The organism is Lentzea miocenica (assembly GCF_033949945.1).
Taxonomy (GTDB): Bacteria; Actinomycetota; Actinomycetes; order Mycobacteriales; family Pseudonocardiaceae; genus Lentzea; species Lentzea miocenica.
Map to the genome: position 1 here is coordinate 43536 of NZ_JAXAVW010000041.1, position 16089 is coordinate 59624.

Here is a 16089-nt window from a genome sequence, read left to right on the forward strand (position 1 = left end):
TCACCGCACGTCAATCCCTTTCCCCAACTGGTTGCACACGTTCGGCAGTCGAACAGGTACTCTATGGCGTCGACTGCCTGACAGCGAGGAAGAAATGATCCTGTTCCTGCAGATCCTGTTGATCGTCTCCAGCGTGCTGCTGGTGCTGCTGGTGCTGCTGCACCGCGGCCGTGGTGGCGGCCTTTCCTCGCTGTTCGGCGGCGGCATGCAGTCGAGTTTGTCCGGTTCCTCCGTCGTGGAGAAGAACCTCGACCGCCTGACGCTGTTCGTCGGCGCGGTCTGGGTCATCGCCATCGTGGGCATCGGACTGTTGATCAAGCTGCCTCCGTCAGCCTGATCAACCGTTCAGCGGCAGAAGCCCTTCGGGGCTTGGGGTAACCACTTGGTGGGGGTGTAACGGTCGATGTCTGGTGGTAACGCGATTCGCGGTACCCGCGTCGGCGCAGGCCCGATGGGCGAATCGGAGCGCGGCGAGTCCGCGCCCCGCCGTCGGGTGTCGTACTGGTGCGCGAACGGTCACGAGTCCCGGCCTTCCTTCGCGGTCGAAGCGGATGTTCCGGAGAACTGGGACTGCCCGCGCTGCGGCCTGCCGGCAGGTCGTGACGAGCAGACGCCACCCGCGCCTCCGCGCAACGAGCCGTACAAGACGCACCTTGCGTACGTGAAGGAGCGGCGCTCCGACGCGGACGGCGAGGCGATCCTCGAAGAGGCTCTCGCCAAGCTGCGCCGTCAGCGCGAAGAGCCGTAGGCTCACAGAAGGTCGATACAGCTTCAACGTGAAAGGCCCCCTCACCTGCGGAGACGGCGAGGGGGCCTTTCACGTGCCCGGGGAACCTACCGGCGCAGGCCGGTGAACTGGCGGCGCAGCATCGCGGCACCGACGAGCAGGAAGAACAGCAGCACCACGAGCGTGCTGGTCGTGCCGCCGGACGAGCTCGACAGCGTCACGTCGACGTTGCCGACCAGCGTGATGCCGCACTCGGCGCGCACCTTGTGCCGGCCAGGCTCGATGCTCGCGAACTTCACCGGTGACTTGAACTCGCCCTTGTCGTCGGCGGTCGTCTTGCCGACGTCCTGACCGAGCGACTTCAGCGTCACGTTCGCGCCCTTGGGGCAGCCCGTGCCCGTCGCGGTCAGGTCCTCGCCGGGCTGGATGTACTCCTTGTCCAGGACCAGCACGCCGTCGTCGGGGTTGGTCAGCGCGTCGGTGGACGAGGACGGGGTCTGCGAGGACGACGAGGGCGTGTCCGTGGTCGTGGTGGTGACCGGGGGAGTCGTGGTCGTCGTGACGACCGGGGGACGCGTCACGGGCGGGTTGGTCACCGGGGGGTTCGTGACCGGGGGATTGGTCACGGGCGGCTTGGTCGTGGTCGGTGGAGGCGTCGTCGTGGTCGTCGGCGGGATGCGGACGGTGAACGTCGTGGACGCCGAACCGGCGGGGCAGGACGTCGCCTGGACTGTCACGCGGTGGCTACCGGCCGTGGCGTTCGCGGGAACCGTTGCCGAACCGGAACCAGTACCGCGACCCGTACCCGTGCCGCTGCCCACTACGGTCTTGCCGTCCCACAGAACGCGCATCGCGTAGCTCGTGCAGTCCGGGTCGTAGAAGATGCCGGTCCACGCGACCTTGAAGGCCGTTCCCGGGGCGCCGACGTTCGGGTTCGCCGAAAGCGCCGGCGGCTGCTGGGCGGCCGCCGGTGTGGTGCTGAGCACCGTAACACCGGCCGCTAAAGCCACGAGTAAGCCTAAAGACCGCATTCCAACTCCCCGGATCGAACCTAAGGTGTGCTAGTGAGACGTCGCATGGCCGGTGCAGGTTTACTGCTGTGGTGCGGAATTATGCTGCTTCCCTCGGCGGCCTCCGCACAGGACGGGTCGGTTGTGCTCGAGGCCGATGTGGACGGTAGGCCGGTTGGAGTAGGGAACCTGGTGCTGGACCCCTCCGACACCGCGCGGGTCTCTGTCACGGTGCGCAACAACACGAACACCCTGCAGCGCGTGAAGACCGTCCGGATCAGCGGCACCGCGCTCGCGTTGACCTTCTTCGCCTACGACACAACGGTTCCGTTCGACGTGCCGGCGAAGTCCTCGGAGACTCGGTCGTTCCCGCTGGAGCCCACGGATCTCGGCTCGCAGGCGATTGGTCTCCTTCCGGTCACGGTTGAGGTCATCGACGTCCAGCGCGACACGATCGCGTCCGTGGAGACGACCGGGGACGTGCGCGGGTCGCTGTGGTCCGTGTACGGGGCGTTCGGGCTGGGCGTGCTGGTGCTGACGGGGTTGTCGTGGGCTGGCGCGCTGATCGCGCTGGCTCGGCGGCGGCTGCCCGCGAACCGCTGGCAGCGGGCGATGCGGTTCCTGCCCGCCGGGATCGGGACCGGGCTCGTGGCGGTGATCTCGTTGTCAGTGCTGCGATTGGTGGCGCCGTCGCCGACGGCCGAGATCCCGTTCATCCTGGGGGCCGCGGCCGCCGCGTTTGTTCTTGGCTATGTGACACCGCATCCCGGTGAACAACGGCCACCGTCCGAAGTGGATACCGTGAGGATTCAACGGTGACTCTGTCCAGTGTGGTCGCCGCCCTGCCGCAGTACGCCGTCGGCGAGCAGATCGGCGAGGGCGGGATGGGGGTCGTCTACGGCGGCATGCACCGTCAGCTCGGCCGGCCTGTCGCGATCAAACGGCTGCCGCACGCGGTCGCGGAAGACCCGCGGATGAGCGAGCGGTTCGAGCACGAGGCGAGACTTCTCGCCCGCCTTGATCATCCGCACATCGTGCCGGTGTACGACTACGTGCGGCAGCAGGGCGAGCACCTGCTGGTGATGGAACGCCTCGACGGGGGCACCGTCTGGTCGCGGTTCGCGACGGACGGCCTGACCGCGCAGCAGTCGTGCGGGATCGTGCTGGCGGCGTTGTCGGGTCTGCACGCGGCGCACGAGGCCGGCGTGCTGCACCTCGACGTGAAGCCCAAGAACCTGCTCTTCACCTCGAACGGTGTGGTGAAGGTGGCGGACTTCGGCATCTCACAGGTCGTGTCGGAGGGTGCGACGCTCGTGACGCACGGCGGTGCGGTGCTCGGCACGCCCGCGTACATCGCGCCGGAACAGGCGATGGGCAACGCACTGACGCCCGCCGCCGACGTCTACGCGACCGGCACGGTGCTCTACGAACTGTTGTGCGGCGATCTGCCGTTCGAACGCGGTGGCGGGCCCATCGCGATGATCCAGAAGCGGGTCTACCAGGACCCGCGGCCGTTGCCGAACGTGCCGGAACCCCTCGCGGGCGTGGTGATGCGCAGCATCGCGCGGGAGCCGGACGCGCGGTACCGCAACGCGGAGACGTTCGCGATCGACCTGTCGGCCGCGGCGGGCCACCTGTTCGGGCCGGACTGGTTGACGCGCCTGGGCATCCCCGTGCACCTCGCACCGCAGGTGTCGGCGTCGTCCACGCGTCCGTCGTTGCGACCGGTCGACCGCGACACGGTCTCGCTCTCGCAGCAGCCGATCCGGGCGACGCTGGTGGACCCGATCCCGGCGGCGCGGCTCAGCGGCAGCAGCACGCTGGTGCCGGCCGCGTCGGTGATCAGGCCGCCGTCGACGCCGTGGGCGCTGTGGCTGGTGGCGGCGGTGGCCCTGATCGCGATGGTCGTCCTGCCGTTCGTGGTGTCCGGCCGGCAGCTGACCGAGGTCAGCCAGAGCCTCGCGGATCCGGTGAAGGAGCAGGGAACCCAGCTCGTGGTGAGCCTCGCGGGGCTCGAGCTGGCGAACGTCCAGGGTGGACCGGAGGGGTTCGTGCTGCCCGGCGCCACGCGGTGGATCGTCGGCGGGGCGGTGACGGCGTCCGTGGACGGGCGGGAGTTCCTGCTCGTCTCGAACCAGACGCCGTGGCTGAGCCTGATGGGCACGGGTTCGGCGCTGTTGCTGCTCTTCACGCTGGCGTACCTGGAGTCGAACCTGCGGGCGTTGCGAAAGCGGCAGACCGGGGTGGCGGCCGTGATCGCGTCGGTGCCGCTCGGGTTCGGGCTCGGTCTGGCCGTGTGGCTGCTTGCGTCCGTGTTGCTGACGCACGAGCCGACGCTGCCGATCGCGCTCACCTGCGGTGTGCTCGGGGCGGCGACGGCCATCAGCGCGTCACTGGCCTCTAGGCGCGCCTGACCGCCAGTTCGAACAGGTCCGCGAGCTCCTTCGCGTATTGGGTGACGTCGGTGTCCGGACGGGCCCACAGCTCGGCCGGCGTGGCCTCCATCGCGGCGATCACCGACACCGCCATCACCCGTGGCGCGAAGTCCCTGAACTCCCCGAGTTCCTGGCCCTCGCGGAACATGTCCTCCAGCTCGGTCAGCGTGCTCGCGTTCTGCTCCTCCGACCACGCCCGCGCGGCTTCGGCGTCCCGTGCGGCCGCCGCGATCTGACTGATCGCGACCAGTTCGGCCGGATGCTCGGCGCAGTAGTGCACGAACCCCTCGATCAGGCCGCGCAACGCGCCGCGGTAGCTCTCGGAGCCCTCGGCGCGTGAGCTCAGCGCCTGCTCCATCGAGTCGTGCACGGTCAGCATGACCTGCTTCATCAGCTCCTCGCGCTTGGCGAAGTGGTACGTGATCAGCCCGGGGCTGATGCCCGCCCGCCGCGCGATCTGGACGAACGACGCCTTCGCGTACCCGATCTCGGCAATGGTCTCGATCGTGGCCGCCACGATCTGCCCGCGGCGGGCTTGTTCGATGAAGCTTCGCCTCCCCTGGCCGCTCGACTCATTTTCTGGTTGCATGACCAGTAGCCTAGTTGAGCGACTAGTCAGGGGGAACGATGTTCAGTCGAAAGGTGTTCCTGAAGTCCGCCTTAGGTGCTGCGGCGCTGGTAGGACTGGGTGGAGGTACCGCGTCAGCGGCGGGGAGGCCGCGCGGCGGTGTCTGCTACGACACCGGCGTCCTGCACGCGGCGGGGGACCCGTTGAGCCGCGTGCGGTGGAGCCGTCAGCAGCTGGAACGCGAGATCGCCATGATCGCGAACGAGCTGCGCTGCCCGTCCATCACCGCGTTCGGCACCGACCTCGGCCGCCTCGCCGAGACGACGGACGCGGCCCTGCGCCGGGGCATGCAGGTGTTCGTCCAGCCCAGGCTCTACGACCACCCTCAGGAGGAGATCCTCACCCACCTGGCGGAGGCCGCGCGCACCGCCGAGCGGAAGCGGCGCGGTGACAACGTCAAGTTCGTCACCGGCTGCGAGCACTTCCTGTTCACGCCGGGCATCATCCCCGGCGCCACGTTCCTGGAGCGGATCGAGAACATGGCCTCGATCCCGGCATCCGAGTGGCCCGCCATCGTCCGGCGGTTCCGCGAGTTCATGGGACGCGCGGTCGAGGTGACCCGCCGCGAGTTCCACGGCCGCATCACCTACGGCGCGGCCGCGGGCGCCGACGCGAAGTGGAACGACTGGTCGTTGTTCGACATCGTCGGCCTCGACTACTACCGGTACTTCGCGACCGACGACGAGTACACGAAGGACCTCGACCAGTACCGGCGCTGGAACAAGCCGCTGATGGTCCTGGAGTTCGGCTGCTGCACCTTCACCGGCGCGGCCGAGGCCGGCGGCATGGGCTGGGACATCGTCGACTACGAGGTGGACCCGCCGGTGGTCAAGCCGGGCTACGTGCGCAACGAACGCGAACAGGCCGACCACATCGCACGCATGCTGCGCGTGTTCGGCGCCCAACGCGACGTGGAGGGCGCACACCTGTACTCGGTCATCACGCCTGACTCACCGCACCACCCGACGTGCCGCGACCGCGACTACGACATGGCTTCGTACGGACTGCTCAGGCCGATCCGTGAGCGGTTCGACGACGACAACTCGCCGTACCGGTTGGAGCCCAAGCAGTCCTTCCACGCGTTCAGACAGCACAACCGTTAATCAGTGACCGTTCGCTGCTTCGGGAACGACGCCGTGACCAGGAAGCCGCCCTCGTCGGTCGGTCCCGCCGAGAACTCGCCGCCGAGCAGCGTGGCGCGTTCACGGAGACCGACGAGGCCGTGGCCGCCGCTGGGCAGCAGCGACGACTCAGCCGAAGGGTCGGACGCGGCCGTGTTGCGGACCTCGACCAGCACGTCTTCCTCGTGCGCGTCGATCAGCACGGTCGCGCTCGCCCCGACGGCGTGCTTGCGGATGTTGGTCAGGGCCTCCTGCACCGTCCGGTAGACGGCGCCGGCCACCGGTGCGTCGAGGTCCTCGATCGGGCCCTTGACCTGCACGGACACCTCGAAGCCCGCGTCGGCGGCCAGTTCGGGCAGCTCGTCGAGGCTCGGTTGGGTGTCCTCAGTGGTGCGCAGGACCGACACGAGCTGACGGAGTTCGTCGAGAGTGCGGGTCGACAACGTGCGGATGGTGCCCGCGACCTGTTTGTGCTCGGCGTCGACCACGGCCATGCGCAGTGCACCCGCCTGCATGGCGATGAGGCTGACTTGGTGCGACACGACGTCGTGCATCTCGCGGGCGAGCTTTGCCCGTTCGTCCGCTCGGATGGCGTGCGCGTGCAGCACACGCTCTCTCTCGCGCGACTCGGCCAGCTCGGAGATGCGGTCCGACAGTTCCACCCGTGCGTGGGCCAGCAGGCCGATCGCGATCGGCAGGCCTGCCACCAGGAAGCCGTAGATGGCCGAGTGGAAGTGGCCGGACGCGGGCCGCTCGATCAGTTCCTGAGGTGGCCAGGCGACGAACCGGCAGAGCCACACCAGTGCGGCCGCGAGTCCCGTCTGCCAGCCGCCGACGTACCGGCGGGCCACCGAGTACAGGGCGATCATCGCGGCGAGCTGGGCCCAGCCGACGAAGAAGCCAGGGATGGTCAGCACGAGGGTGATGAACGGGAAGCGCCGTCGCAGCAGCAGCGCGCCGACCGCGACCCAGTTCAGCCAGACCTGGTAGTTCTCGACCGCGGGGAAACCGGGGACCGGATCGGCCTCCAGCCACAGCCCGTACAGCCAGACGTCGAGCACGGCGAAGAAGATCAACGCCACGTCGACCAGAATCAGCCGGAAGTCACCGACGCGCGGCCAGCGCGAACCGGCCGCGGTCTCCTCCGGCCGTCTCGCCGGAAGCAGCGTCGTGGTCAGGATCCGACCTCCCCTGTGAGCCGTTCGATCCTCACCGTACTGCGCATATGCGGCGGTTGGCATTGGCTGCCCCTTTACCCCGACCTGCCCCGTCAAGGGGTAAGACGTCCTCGCACGCGAATCTGTACGGCTGCCGGCTCACATATGTGCTACCGCACACGCCACGGTGGGCGCGCGCGGTAGTCACAGCACTACCTGGCGACTGCTAGGGGCACGTCTTCCAGGCGAAATGGTAGGTCGTCTCGAGGTTGCCGTCCGTCGAGTCCATGGTCATGAAGCTCGTCGTCGTGGCCGTGTTGGACGAGCCGGCGTAGACCCGGAGCTCCGTGTTGATGTTGAAGTTCCGCTTCTCGCCGCACGGGGAGTAGACGATCGCGGCCACTTCGGTGGTGTCGGTGGCCTGCCAGTCGTCGCTGACGGGGCCGTTGTACCGGTGGGAGATGGACTCCGTCTGCGACATGCCCTGGAAGTAGTAGTTGGCCTTCTCGATCGCATAGGCGCCGCGCTCCAGATGAGCGAAGCCTCTGTAGTCGGCTTGAGCGATGCCGTAGGTGAAGCCCTGCGGCACGTTGACTCGCAGGTTGAGCTGGCAGTTCTTGCGCAGGTCCGTCGGTCGCGCGCCGACGCCGACCTGGGCGAGGTAGTCGCTGTAGGTGACGGTGAACGCCTTGTTGTCCTCGGAGACCGCGACCGCCGCGGTGCCCGCGGGGCAGCCAGAGCCGTTGATCGTGACGACGTCGATCGTGATGTGGTTGGGCGGCGGCGTCTCGTTGGGGGCGCCGGGCGGGATGATGATGGACGAGGCCAGCAGGGCAGCGGCAACCGCGTTGAGCATGGGGGTACCTTTCCGACGCGTCTCGCAGGGTGGGGCTGGCGGCGGTGGTGGAGAAGGTGGCGGCGGCCTTTGAAAAAATCAGCAGCGCTTCCACGAGAAGTGATGCAGGGTGCGCACTTCTCCGCGCTGGTAGTCCATCGTCATGAAACTGTTTGTATTGGCGTCCGAGGTACCCTTGTCAACGCGCAGCGCGCTGTTGACGTTGAGATTCCGCTTCTCGCCGCACGGCGCCCAGACGATCTCTGAGAACTCGGTCTTGTGGGTGATCGACCAGTTGTCGTCGAACGGCCCGTTGAAGGAGTGCTTCCACGTGGTGGTGGCCGATTGACCCTGGAAGTAGTAATTCACCGCCTGGTACCCGATGGCGCCGCGCTCGACGTGCCCGTAGCCCCCGTAGGTCGCTTCCGCGATGCCGTACGTGAAGCCCTGCGGCACGTTGATCTGCAGGTTGAGCTGGCAGTTCTTCCGGAAGTCGGTACCGCCGGCACCCTTGCCCGCCTGGGCGAGGTAGTCGCTGTAGATCACCCAGAACGAGGTGTTGTCCGGTGAGACGATCACTTCCGCGGTGCCCTGCTTGCACCCGGAACCGTTCACCGTCACCACGTCGATCGTCACGCGCTCCGAAGGAACCGTCGCTGCGTGTGCGGGTGTGGACGACAATGTGAACAGCACGGCCAGAGCGGCTGCTGCCGTCGCTTTACGCATGAAGTTGGCCTTTCCTGGTGCCTCTTTCTCGGCGTGGCGCGGCGGCGGTGCCGCGAAGATTAGCGCAGACCCTCAACCATTGGTGTGATCCAAATGGCCCATGTCATCCTGATGGAGCAGTTCGTGAAGAATTACCAGAAATAGATGGTGACCTGGTGCTGAGGGAACGAATAGTTTCCGGCATACTGACGCGCATGTCGCATGCCGGACTGGTGCTCGTGGTCGAGGACGAGGACCCCGTGCGGAGGTACACCGTCAGCCTGCTCGAGGAGCTCGGCTTCGCCGTTGTGCAGGCGAGCGACGGCGTCGAGGCGATCGCGATCCTGCGCGAACGCAGCGCGGAGATCAGCGCGATGCTGCTCGACCACAGCATGCCCGGGCTGTCCGGGGAAGAGGTGCTGGCCCAGGTGGAGCGCGAGGACCTGCTCGTGCCGGTCGTGCTGACCAGTGGCTACGACCGCACGTCGCTGGAGCGCCGGTTCGCGGGCCACGAGATCGCCGGGTACCTGCAGAAGCCGTTCCGCATCGAGGCGCTCGACGAGGCGGTCCGTCTCGCGGTGGCGAAGCGCGCCCAGGCGTCCTGACCCAGGTGTTCTGGCTCAGGCGTCCTGGTTCAGGAGCTCTCGGACGCGTTCGAGCAGGTCGCTCTCCACGTACGGCTTGGTGATCAGCACCTCGTCGTCGAGGACCTCGTCGGTCGTGTAGCCGGACATGTAGATCACCGCGGGTGCCGCGCCGGTCGAGCGCAGCAGCCGGACGAGTTCCGGGCCGCCCATCTTCGGCATCACGACGTCGGTGAGCACCAGGTCGATCGTGCTGCGGTGCGCCGTGGCGAGCTGCAGCGCCTCCTGGCCGTCGCTCGCCTCGATCACCGCGTAGCCCGCGGTCTCCAGCGACCGGCGGGTCATGATCCGCACCTGCGCGTCGTCCTCCACCAGGAGCACAGTGCCCGCGCCCTGGTGTGAGGTGGTGCGGCGCGTGCACGGTGCTTCGGGCGTGCCGTCGCGTTTGTGCGGCACGGGCAGATAGACCTCAACGGTCGTGCCGCTGCCGAGCGCGCTGATCACCTCGATCTGCCCGCCGGACTGCTGCACGATGCCGAACACCGTGGACAGGCCGAGCCCGGTGCCCTTGCCGACCGGTTTGGTGGTGAAGTACGGCTCGAACACCTGCGCCCGCACGTCCGGTGCCATGCCGGCGCCGGTGTCCTGGACGCGCATCAGGACGTACTCGCCCGGCCGCACGCCCACGATCCGGCCGGTGTCGCCGGCACCGAGCGTGGCGTCCTCGATCGACACGACGAGCGTGCCGCCGTCGGGCATCGCGTCCCGTGAGTTGACCGCGAGGTTGAACAGGATCTGCTCGACCTGGCCCGCGTCCGCCCACACCCGTGCGACGTCCTCTGGCAGGTGCATCTCCAACTCGATGTGGTCGCCCACGAGCGTGCGCAGCATCGAGTGCACCTTGGTGAGGTTCTGCTTGAGGTCCAACGACTCCGGGTGCAGCACCTGTTGGCGTGTGAACGCGAGCAGCTGCCTCGTGAGGTTCGCGGCCCGTTCGCCCGCGTGCCGTATGTCCTCGATCGCCGCGCGGCGCGGGTCGTCCTGAAGGGTGCGTCGCAGCAGCATCTCGCTGTTGCCGTTCACGACCGTGAGGATGTTGTTGAAGTCGTGCGCGATGCCACCGGTCAACCTGCCGATGGCTTCCATCTTCTGCGCGTGCCGCAGTTGTGCTTCGGTCTCGCCAACGCGCTCTTCCAGCCGTGCGCGCGCGTCCTTCAGCTCCTGCATCAGACGGATCGTGCGCAGCGCACTGCTGAGCTGCTGCTGCACGGCCTCGTAGATCCAGCCCGGCTCCGGGCCCTCCTCGAAGATCACGTACCCGAGGTGGTCCTCGTCGGTGTAGAGCGGCGCGACCAGCGCGCTGAACGGAGTGTTGCGGCGGAACGGGTACGGCGTGAGGTTGATGGTGGGGAACGGGGTGTCCGGTGTCGGCTTGAGCTCGTTGCCCTCGAACCGGACGAGCGCGCGCGCCGTGCCTGGCGTGTCGTACGCCATGACGTGACAGCCGGGGATGCCGAGCCGGGGGAGTTCCTCGCTGAGGGCGTTGGTCAGCTCATCCACGTCCCGTGACGCTATGAGTCGTTGCCCTGCTTCACGCACCGTCTGGTCGTGGCGCTCGTGCGAGAGATACTTGAAGCGTGCGTCGGTGGCGAACGCATCGCCCAGAAGCAACTGCACGCGCAGCCACAGGTCGTTGATGATCGTCGCGTCACTGATCCGTGCCGTCACGAACCGATGCAGGTCGAACAGCGGTGGCCACCACTGCGCCGCTTCGCATCCGGCGCGCGCGCTCGTGCGGATGTACTCCGCGAGCAGCTCGAGGAACTCCGCGCCCTTGACCTCGCCGCGACCTGCCGCCATCAGCTCCACGACCAGCTGCTCGGCCCAGCCCTCCGGCAACTTGGCCGACGGTGGCCCGAGCGAGTCGCGCAGGTGGTCGGCGACGGTGGACGCGGTCGCGGACTCGTTGATGTTCAACCGGTCGTGCGCGGGGGCGTGGTCGCCCAGCCCGGACGGCAGGCAGCCGCACGACCTCCGCACGATCAACTCGGTCGGCATGATCTGGTGCTGGCGGGTGGGCTCGCCCCGCACCAGCGCCACCGCCAGTTCGGCGGCCCGGAAGCCCATCTCCAGGAACGGCGCCCGCACCGTCGTGAACGCGGGCGTCGCCGCGTCGATGTTCACCTCGCGCTGCACCCTCGACACCGGATTGCCGTAACCGAGGTCGTGCGTGCGGACGTTGGTGTGGTTGTCGTAGCCGACCACGGCGATGTCTTCCGGCGTGCGGAAGCCCAGCTCCTCCAACGCGGACACGACCCCGATCGCGTAGTCGTCGTTCGCGGCGGCGATGGCGTCCGGCGGTTGTTTGATGTGCGCGAACATCTTCCGCACGGACTCGGCCGCGCCGTTCGGTTCCCAGATGAACGAGCCCGGCATCGTGACGAGCGACGGATCGAACGGGATCCCGTGGTTGCGCAACGAATCGGCGTATCCCAGGAACCGGTCCCTGGCGCCCGCATGGGTTCGCGGCCCCCGGACGAACGCGATCCGGCGTTTGCCGTGCACCTCGATGAGGTGATCAACGGCCTGCTTCATGCCGTCGCGGTTGTCCATCAGGATGGTCGGCCACTCGGCAAGACTCGTCTCGACGCTCACGATCGGCATGGGCGCGTACTGCTTGACGAACTCCTCCATGCCGTCGGACCCGATGAGCTGCCCCACGCGTGTAGTCCACACGACGAGCGCGTCAATCCTGTTCGACGAGATCAGGTCGTAGACGGTGTTCGCCCGGCGCTTGTGCAGCGCGGGATGGTTGAGCTCGCTGCCCACGAAGCACACGAGGTTGCAGCCGAGGTGCTGAGCGCCGTTGCTGACACCACGCCACTGCTCGCCCGCGAGCTCGATGAGCGGACCCGCGGTGATCATCCCGATGGTGGGACGTCGCTTCGCACTGCCGTCTGCCACAAAACCCCCGCTACTCAACGCGATTCGGGATGATACGCGTTGTCGAGGGGAATGCTGAGCTCGTTACTTGGGGGCGCTTCAATGGATTCGGCATCATCACAGGCCTTGGACGGCTGCGGAACAGCTCAGCTCCACCACTTGACGAGGTTGGTCTGCTCCTTGCGCACCTCGTACCCGTTGGCCGCGTAGAACTCCCGCGCCCGCACCCGGTTCAGCCCGGTCACCAGCCGCACGCCGGAAGCACCATCCGCGCGCGCCCACGACTTACCGGCCTCCAGCAGGAGCCGGCCGACGCCACGGCGCTGGTGCCGGGGCGAGGTGGCCAGGGTGATCAGGTTCTTCAACGGCCGGTGGTAGGTGTTCTCGTAGTCGCTGAGCTGGATGTACCCCAGCACCTCCGCTTCGTCGACGGCGACGAACAGCACGACGTTGGTGGCCTTGATGATCCGCTCCAGCTGGGCCCTCGTGTCCTCGACCGGGAACGAGTAACCCAGGGCCTCGCGGTTGATCTCGCTGATCGCGGGTGCGTCCTCGGCCAGGACGTCTCGGATGCGCATGAGGCCATCGCATCACATGGGCCAACTGAAAAAGCCCCCGGCGTGAACCGGGGGCTTTGATCACGCCAGTGGCGGTTTGAACAGCGCCGGCACCTTCGACGCGGCCGCCGTGTCCAGCAGCCACAACGTCCGGCGCTTACCGGTGGCGCCGGCCGCCGGCAGTTGCACCTCGCCCGCACCGCTCAACGCCATGGCCACCGCGGCGGCCTTGGCCTCGCCGGTGGTCATCAGCCACACCTCCTGGGCGCGGCGCACCGACGACAACGTCAGCGACACGCGGGTGGGCGGTGGCTTCGGGCAGTTGCGGACGGCGACCACGGTCCGCTCCTTCTCATACACAGCAGGAGAGGCGGGGAAGACCGACGCCACGTGGCCCTCTTCGCCGACGCCCAGCATGCAGACGTCGAACGTGGGCACGTCGCCGTGGTCCTCCGGCCGGGCCAGGGACGCCAGCAGTGAGGCGTAGGCCTCGGCGGCGGCCTCGGGGTCGTCGCCGAACTTGCCGTCCGACGGCTCCATCACGTGCACGCGCGAGGGATCCAGCGGCACGTGGTCCAGCAGAGCCGCGCGGGCCTGCGTTTCGTTGCGGTCCGCGTGACCGGACGGCAGGAAACGCTCGTCGCCCCAGTACAGGTCCACGCGGGACCAGTCCACGGCGTCGCGGGCGGCGTTGCGGTTCAGGTGTTCCAGGACGGCGGTGCCGGTGCGGCCGCCGGTCAGCACGACGGACGCGTAGCCGCGGGCGGCCTGGGCGTCGACCATGCGGGTGACCAGGCGGGCCGCCGCGGCGGCGGCCAGCAGGTCGCCGTCGCGGTGGACCACCACTTGCGGATTGCTCACGAACTCGCCTTCGCCTTGGACTTCTTCGCAGCGGCGGCCGGGGCCTTGCCGTTGGCGGACTCCTCGGCGGGAGCCTCGTCCGCGGGCTTCGCGGCGGAGTGCGTGCGGCCCTTGGTGACCTTCGACAGCGACTTCAGCGCCGCGGCGTAGACCTCGTCCGGGTCGAGACGACGCAGTTCCTCCGCGAGGCAGTCACGGATCGAACGGCGCTGCAACGCCACCCGGCGCGACGGCTGGCCGGGCTGCGCGAGCGTGCCCACCTTGCCGTCCGGGCGGACCAGTTCGACGGCACCGGACGCGCGGTCCAGCTTGACCTCCACGATGCCTTCGCCCGTGGTCGCCTTGAAGCGCTTCGCGGAGACCTTCAGGCGATCCGTCAGCCAGGCGGCCAGCAGATCGGTGGACGGCGAGTCGGCCTCACCGGTCACCTCGGCGTCGATGATCTTCTCGTACGGCGGCAGGTCCAGCGAGGCCGCCAGCATGGCGCGCCACAACGTCAGACGCGTCCACGCCAGGTCCGTGTCACCGGGCGCGTAGTGCGCACGGCGGGACTCCAGGGCCTTGATCGGGTTCTTCTCGGCGGCCGCGTCGGTGATGCGGCGCTGGGCGAGCTGGCCGATCGGGTCCTTCGACGGCGACACCGGCGCGTCGAACGGCCACCACGCCACCACCGGGGTGTCCGGCAGGAGCAGCGGCATCACGCAGGACGCGCCCTCCTTGGCGAGCTCGCCGTACAGGCGCAGGACGACGACTTCGGACGCACCCGCGTCGCCGCCGACGCGGATCTGCGCGTCCAGGCGAGGTGCCGCCTGGCGAGCGCCGCGGGCCACGACGATCACGCGACACGGGTGCTCGCGCGAAGCGTCGTTGGCCGCGTCGATCGCGGCGTCGGTGCGCTGGCCGTCCTCGGTGACGATCACGAGCGTGAGCACACGGCCCAGCGTCGTGGCGCCACCCTCGTCCCGCAGCCGGACCAGCCGCGAGTTGATCTGGGACGTGGTGGTCGAGGGCAGGTCGATGATCACGGACGCCTCCAGTGCCTTCCGGTCCTGGCGGTCATCGCGTCCGCCGACGGCGGGCCCCAGGTTCCAGCCTTGTACTTCTCGAGCGCGGGTTCGTCCTTGCGCGCCCAGAAGTCGAGGATCGGGTCGAGGATCTCCCAGGAGAGCTCGACCTCGTCGTTCTTCGGGAACAGCGAGGGCTCACCGAGCAGGACGTCCAGCAGCAGCCGCTCGTAGGCCTCCGGCGACGACTCGGTGAACGAGTGGCCGTAACCGAAGTCCATCGTGACGTCGCGGACCTCCATGGTGTTGCCCGGCACCTTCGACCCGAACCGGATCGTCACGCCCTCGTCCGGCTGAACCCGGACCACCAGGGCGTTCTGGCCGAGCTCCTCGGTCGCGGTGTCGTCGAACGGCAGGTGCGGCGCCCGCTTGAACACGACTGCCACCTCGGTGACGCGGCGGCCCAGGCGCTTGCCGGTGCGCAGGTAGAACGGCACCCCGGCCCAGCGGCGGGTGTTGACCTCGCAGGTGATCGCGCCGAACGTCTCGGTCTTCGACTCGGGCGAGAAACCGCCCTCCTCCAGCAGACCGGGCACCTTCTGGCCGCCCTGCCAGCCACCGGTGTACTGGCCGCGCGCGGTGGTCTCCTCGAACGGCTCCGCGGGACGCGTCGCCGAGAGGATCTTCACCTTCTCCGCGCGGAGGTCGGCAGGCTTGAACGAGACCGGCTCCTCCATCGCGATCAGCGCGAGCAGCTGCAGCAGGTGGTTCTGGATGACGTCCCGCGTGGCACCGATGCCGTCGTAGTAGCCGGCGCGGCCACCGAGACCGATGTCCTCGGCCATGGTGATCTGCACGTGGTCGACGTAGTTCGAGTTCCAGATGGGTTCGTACAGCTGGTTCGCGAACCGCAGCGCCAGGATGTTCTGCACGGTCTCCTTGCCGAGGTAGTGGTCGATGCGGAACACCGACTCCTCGGGGAAGACCTCGTTGACCGTCTTGTTCAGCTGCTTCGCGCTCGCCAGGTCATGACCGAACGGCTTCTCGATCACGACCCGGCGCCACTGGTCGGCCTGCGTCTGCGCCAGGCCCGCGCGCTTGAGCTGGTTGACCACCGTCGGGAACGCGCCCGGCGGGATCGACAGGTAGAACGCGTGGTTGCCGCCCGTGCCGCGGTCGGCGTCCAGAGCGGCCAGGCACGACGCGAGGTTGTCGAACGACTGGTCGTCGTCGAACGTGCCCTGCACGAACCGGATGCCCTCGGCGAGCTGCTGCCACACGGACTCGTTGAACGGCGTCCGCGCGTGCTCCTTCACCGCGTCGTGCACGACCTTCATGAAGTCCTGGTCGGCCCAGTCGCGGCGGGCGAAGCCGACGAGACCGAAGCCCGGCGGCAGCAGACCCCGGTTCGCGAGGTCGTAGATCGCGGGCATGAGCTTCTTGCGCGACAGGTCACCGGTGACACCGAAGATGACCAGGGCGCTCGGGCCCGCGATGCGGGGCATGCGCTTGTCGCGCGCGT

At 68.3% G+C, this 16089-nt stretch carries 16 protein-coding genes; 6 read left to right on the plus strand and 10 right to left on the minus strand.

The genetic code is table 11. The features are described 5' to 3' along the window. The first annotated feature begins 94 nt into the window (after window positions 1-94). Window positions 95-337: a preprotein translocase subunit SecG gene (gene secG, locus SK803_RS38365; RefSeq protein WP_086667353.1), complete on the plus strand. Its 243-nt coding sequence runs from the start codon at window positions 95-97 to the stop codon at window positions 335-337. 66 nt (window positions 338-403) lie between these two features. Then, window positions 404-748, plus strand: coding sequence for an RNA polymerase-binding protein RbpA (locus SK803_RS38370; RefSeq protein ID WP_319971106.1), 345 nt, complete (start codon window positions 404-406; stop codon window positions 746-748). Between the two features lie 86 nt (window positions 749-834). Here the strand turns inward: SK803_RS38370 and SK803_RS38375 are convergent, their stop codons facing one another. Continuing rightward, complete coding sequence (locus tag SK803_RS38375; RefSeq protein ID WP_319971107.1) at window positions 835-1713, minus strand: hypothetical protein; 879 nt, start codon at window positions 1711-1713, stop codon at window positions 835-837. Between the two features lie 216 nt (window positions 1714-1929). On the opposite strand from SK803_RS38375, the gene SK803_RS38380 reads away from it, so the two are divergent. Both SK803_RS38380 and SK803_RS38385 read left to right on the plus strand, forming a co-directional pair. Next, window positions 1930-2556, plus strand: a complete 627-nt coding sequence (locus SK803_RS38380) for a hypothetical protein (RefSeq protein ID WP_319971108.1) — start codon at window positions 1930-1932, stop codon at window positions 2554-2556. Further along, entirely contained in the window at window positions 2553-4151 is a 1599-nt protein-coding gene (locus SK803_RS38385) for a serine/threonine-protein kinase (RefSeq protein WP_319971109.1), read from the plus strand. The genes SK803_RS38380 and SK803_RS38385 overlap by 4 nt, the downstream gene beginning before the upstream one ends. Here SK803_RS38385 and SK803_RS38390 read toward each other — a convergent pair. Next, window positions 4138-4761 carry a TetR/AcrR family transcriptional regulator gene (locus SK803_RS38390; RefSeq protein ID WP_319971110.1) on the minus strand — a complete coding sequence of 208 codons (624 nt, stop codon included), beginning with the start codon at window positions 4759-4761 and terminating at the stop codon, window positions 4138-4140. The genes SK803_RS38385 and SK803_RS38390 overlap by 14 nt on opposite strands. A gap of 38 nt (window positions 4762-4799) precedes the next feature. Between SK803_RS38390 and SK803_RS38395 the strand changes: the two genes are divergently transcribed. Beyond that, window positions 4800-5903 carry an abortive phage infection protein gene (locus SK803_RS38395; protein ID WP_319971111.1) on the plus strand — a complete coding sequence of 368 codons (1104 nt, stop codon included), beginning with the start codon at window positions 4800-4802 and terminating at the stop codon, window positions 5901-5903. On the opposite strand, the gene SK803_RS38400 is transcribed toward SK803_RS38395, so the two are convergent. The 3 genes from SK803_RS38400 to SK803_RS38410 all read right to left on the minus strand — a co-directional run bounded on the left by SK803_RS38400 (window position 5900) and on the right by SK803_RS38410 (window position 8639). Beyond that, complete coding sequence (locus SK803_RS38400; RefSeq protein ID WP_319971112.1) at window positions 5900-7162, minus strand: sensor histidine kinase; 1263 nt, start codon at window positions 7160-7162, stop codon at window positions 5900-5902. The genes SK803_RS38395 and SK803_RS38400 overlap by 4 nt on opposite strands. 142 nt (window positions 7163-7304) lie before the next feature. Continuing rightward, a complete protein-coding gene (locus SK803_RS38405; protein ID WP_319971113.1) occupies window positions 7305-7934 on the minus strand; it encodes a DUF4360 domain-containing protein in 630 nt (209 codons plus the stop codon). A gap of 78 nt (window positions 7935-8012) precedes the next feature. Then, the gene (locus tag SK803_RS38410; protein WP_319971114.1) at window positions 8013-8639 is read right to left on the minus strand and encodes a DUF4360 domain-containing protein; all 627 of its coding nucleotides are present in this window, start codon (window positions 8637-8639) and stop codon (window positions 8013-8015) included. A gap of 194 nt (window positions 8640-8833) precedes the next feature. On the opposite strand from SK803_RS38410, the gene SK803_RS38415 reads away from it, so the two are divergent. Next, window positions 8834-9223 (plus strand): response regulator, encoded by a 390-nt coding sequence (locus SK803_RS38415; protein WP_319971115.1) that lies wholly within the window; start codon window positions 8834-8836, stop codon window positions 9221-9223. A gap of 15 nt (window positions 9224-9238) precedes the next feature. Here the strand turns inward: SK803_RS38415 and SK803_RS38420 are convergent, their stop codons facing one another. From SK803_RS38420 to zwf, 5 genes are all read right to left on the minus strand, one after another. Next, a complete protein-coding gene (locus tag SK803_RS38420; protein ID WP_319971116.1) occupies window positions 9239-12166 on the minus strand; it encodes a substrate-binding domain-containing protein in 2928 nt (975 codons plus the stop codon). Window positions 12167-12291: 125 nt separating this feature from the next. Then, window positions 12292-12723 carry a GNAT family N-acetyltransferase gene (locus SK803_RS38425; RefSeq protein ID WP_319971117.1) on the minus strand — a complete coding sequence of 144 codons (432 nt, stop codon included), beginning with the start codon at window positions 12721-12723 and terminating at the stop codon, window positions 12292-12294. Window positions 12724-12783: 60 nt separating this feature from the next. Beyond that, window positions 12784-13563: a 6-phosphogluconolactonase gene (pgl, locus tag SK803_RS38430; RefSeq protein ID WP_319971118.1), complete on the minus strand. Its 780-nt coding sequence runs from the start codon at window positions 13561-13563 to the stop codon at window positions 12784-12786. Next, a complete protein-coding gene (gene opcA / locus SK803_RS38435) occupies window positions 13560-14588 on the minus strand; it encodes a glucose-6-phosphate dehydrogenase assembly protein OpcA (protein ID WP_319971119.1) in 1029 nt (342 codons plus the stop codon). The genes pgl and opcA overlap by 4 nt, the downstream gene beginning before the upstream one ends. After that, a complete protein-coding gene (gene zwf / locus SK803_RS38440) occupies window positions 14585-16072 on the minus strand; it encodes a glucose-6-phosphate dehydrogenase (protein WP_319971173.1) in 1488 nt (495 codons plus the stop codon). Before zwf ends, opcA begins: the two co-directional genes overlap by 4 nt. Between the last annotated feature and the right edge of the window lie 17 nt (window positions 16073-16089).

Excerpts from the sequence above, each read along its gene's own strand:
- zwf (WP_319971173.1), bottom strand. The coding sequence starts at position 16,072 with ATGCCCCGCATCGCGGGCCCGAGCGCCCTGGTCATCTTCGGTGTCACC.
- SK803_RS38390 (WP_319971110.1), bottom strand. The coding sequence starts at position 4,761 with ATGCAACCAGAAAATGAGTCGAGCGGCCAGGGGAGGCGAAGCTTCATC.
- SK803_RS38400 (WP_319971112.1), bottom strand. The coding sequence starts at position 7,162 with ATGCCAACCGCCGCATATGCGCAGTACGGTGAGGATCGAACGGCTCAC.
- SK803_RS38370 (WP_319971106.1), top strand. The coding sequence starts at position 404 with ATGTCTGGTGGTAACGCGATTCGCGGTACCCGCGTCGGCGCAGGCCCG.
- SK803_RS38395 (WP_319971111.1), top strand. The coding sequence starts at position 4,800 with ATGTTCAGTCGAAAGGTGTTCCTGAAGTCCGCCTTAGGTGCTGCGGCG.
- SK803_RS38405 (WP_319971113.1), bottom strand. The coding sequence starts at position 7,934 with ATGCTCAACGCGGTTGCCGCTGCCCTGCTGGCCTCGTCCATCATCATC.
- SK803_RS38410 (WP_319971114.1), bottom strand. The coding sequence starts at position 8,639 with ATGCGTAAAGCGACGGCAGCAGCCGCTCTGGCCGTGCTGTTCACATTG.
- SK803_RS38425 (WP_319971117.1), bottom strand. The coding sequence starts at position 12,723 with ATGCGCATCCGAGACGTCCTGGCCGAGGACGCACCCGCGATCAGCGAG.
- secG (WP_086667353.1), top strand. The coding sequence starts at position 95 with ATGATCCTGTTCCTGCAGATCCTGTTGATCGTCTCCAGCGTGCTGCTG.
- SK803_RS38415 (WP_319971115.1), top strand. The coding sequence starts at position 8,834 with ATGTCGCATGCCGGACTGGTGCTCGTGGTCGAGGACGAGGACCCCGTG.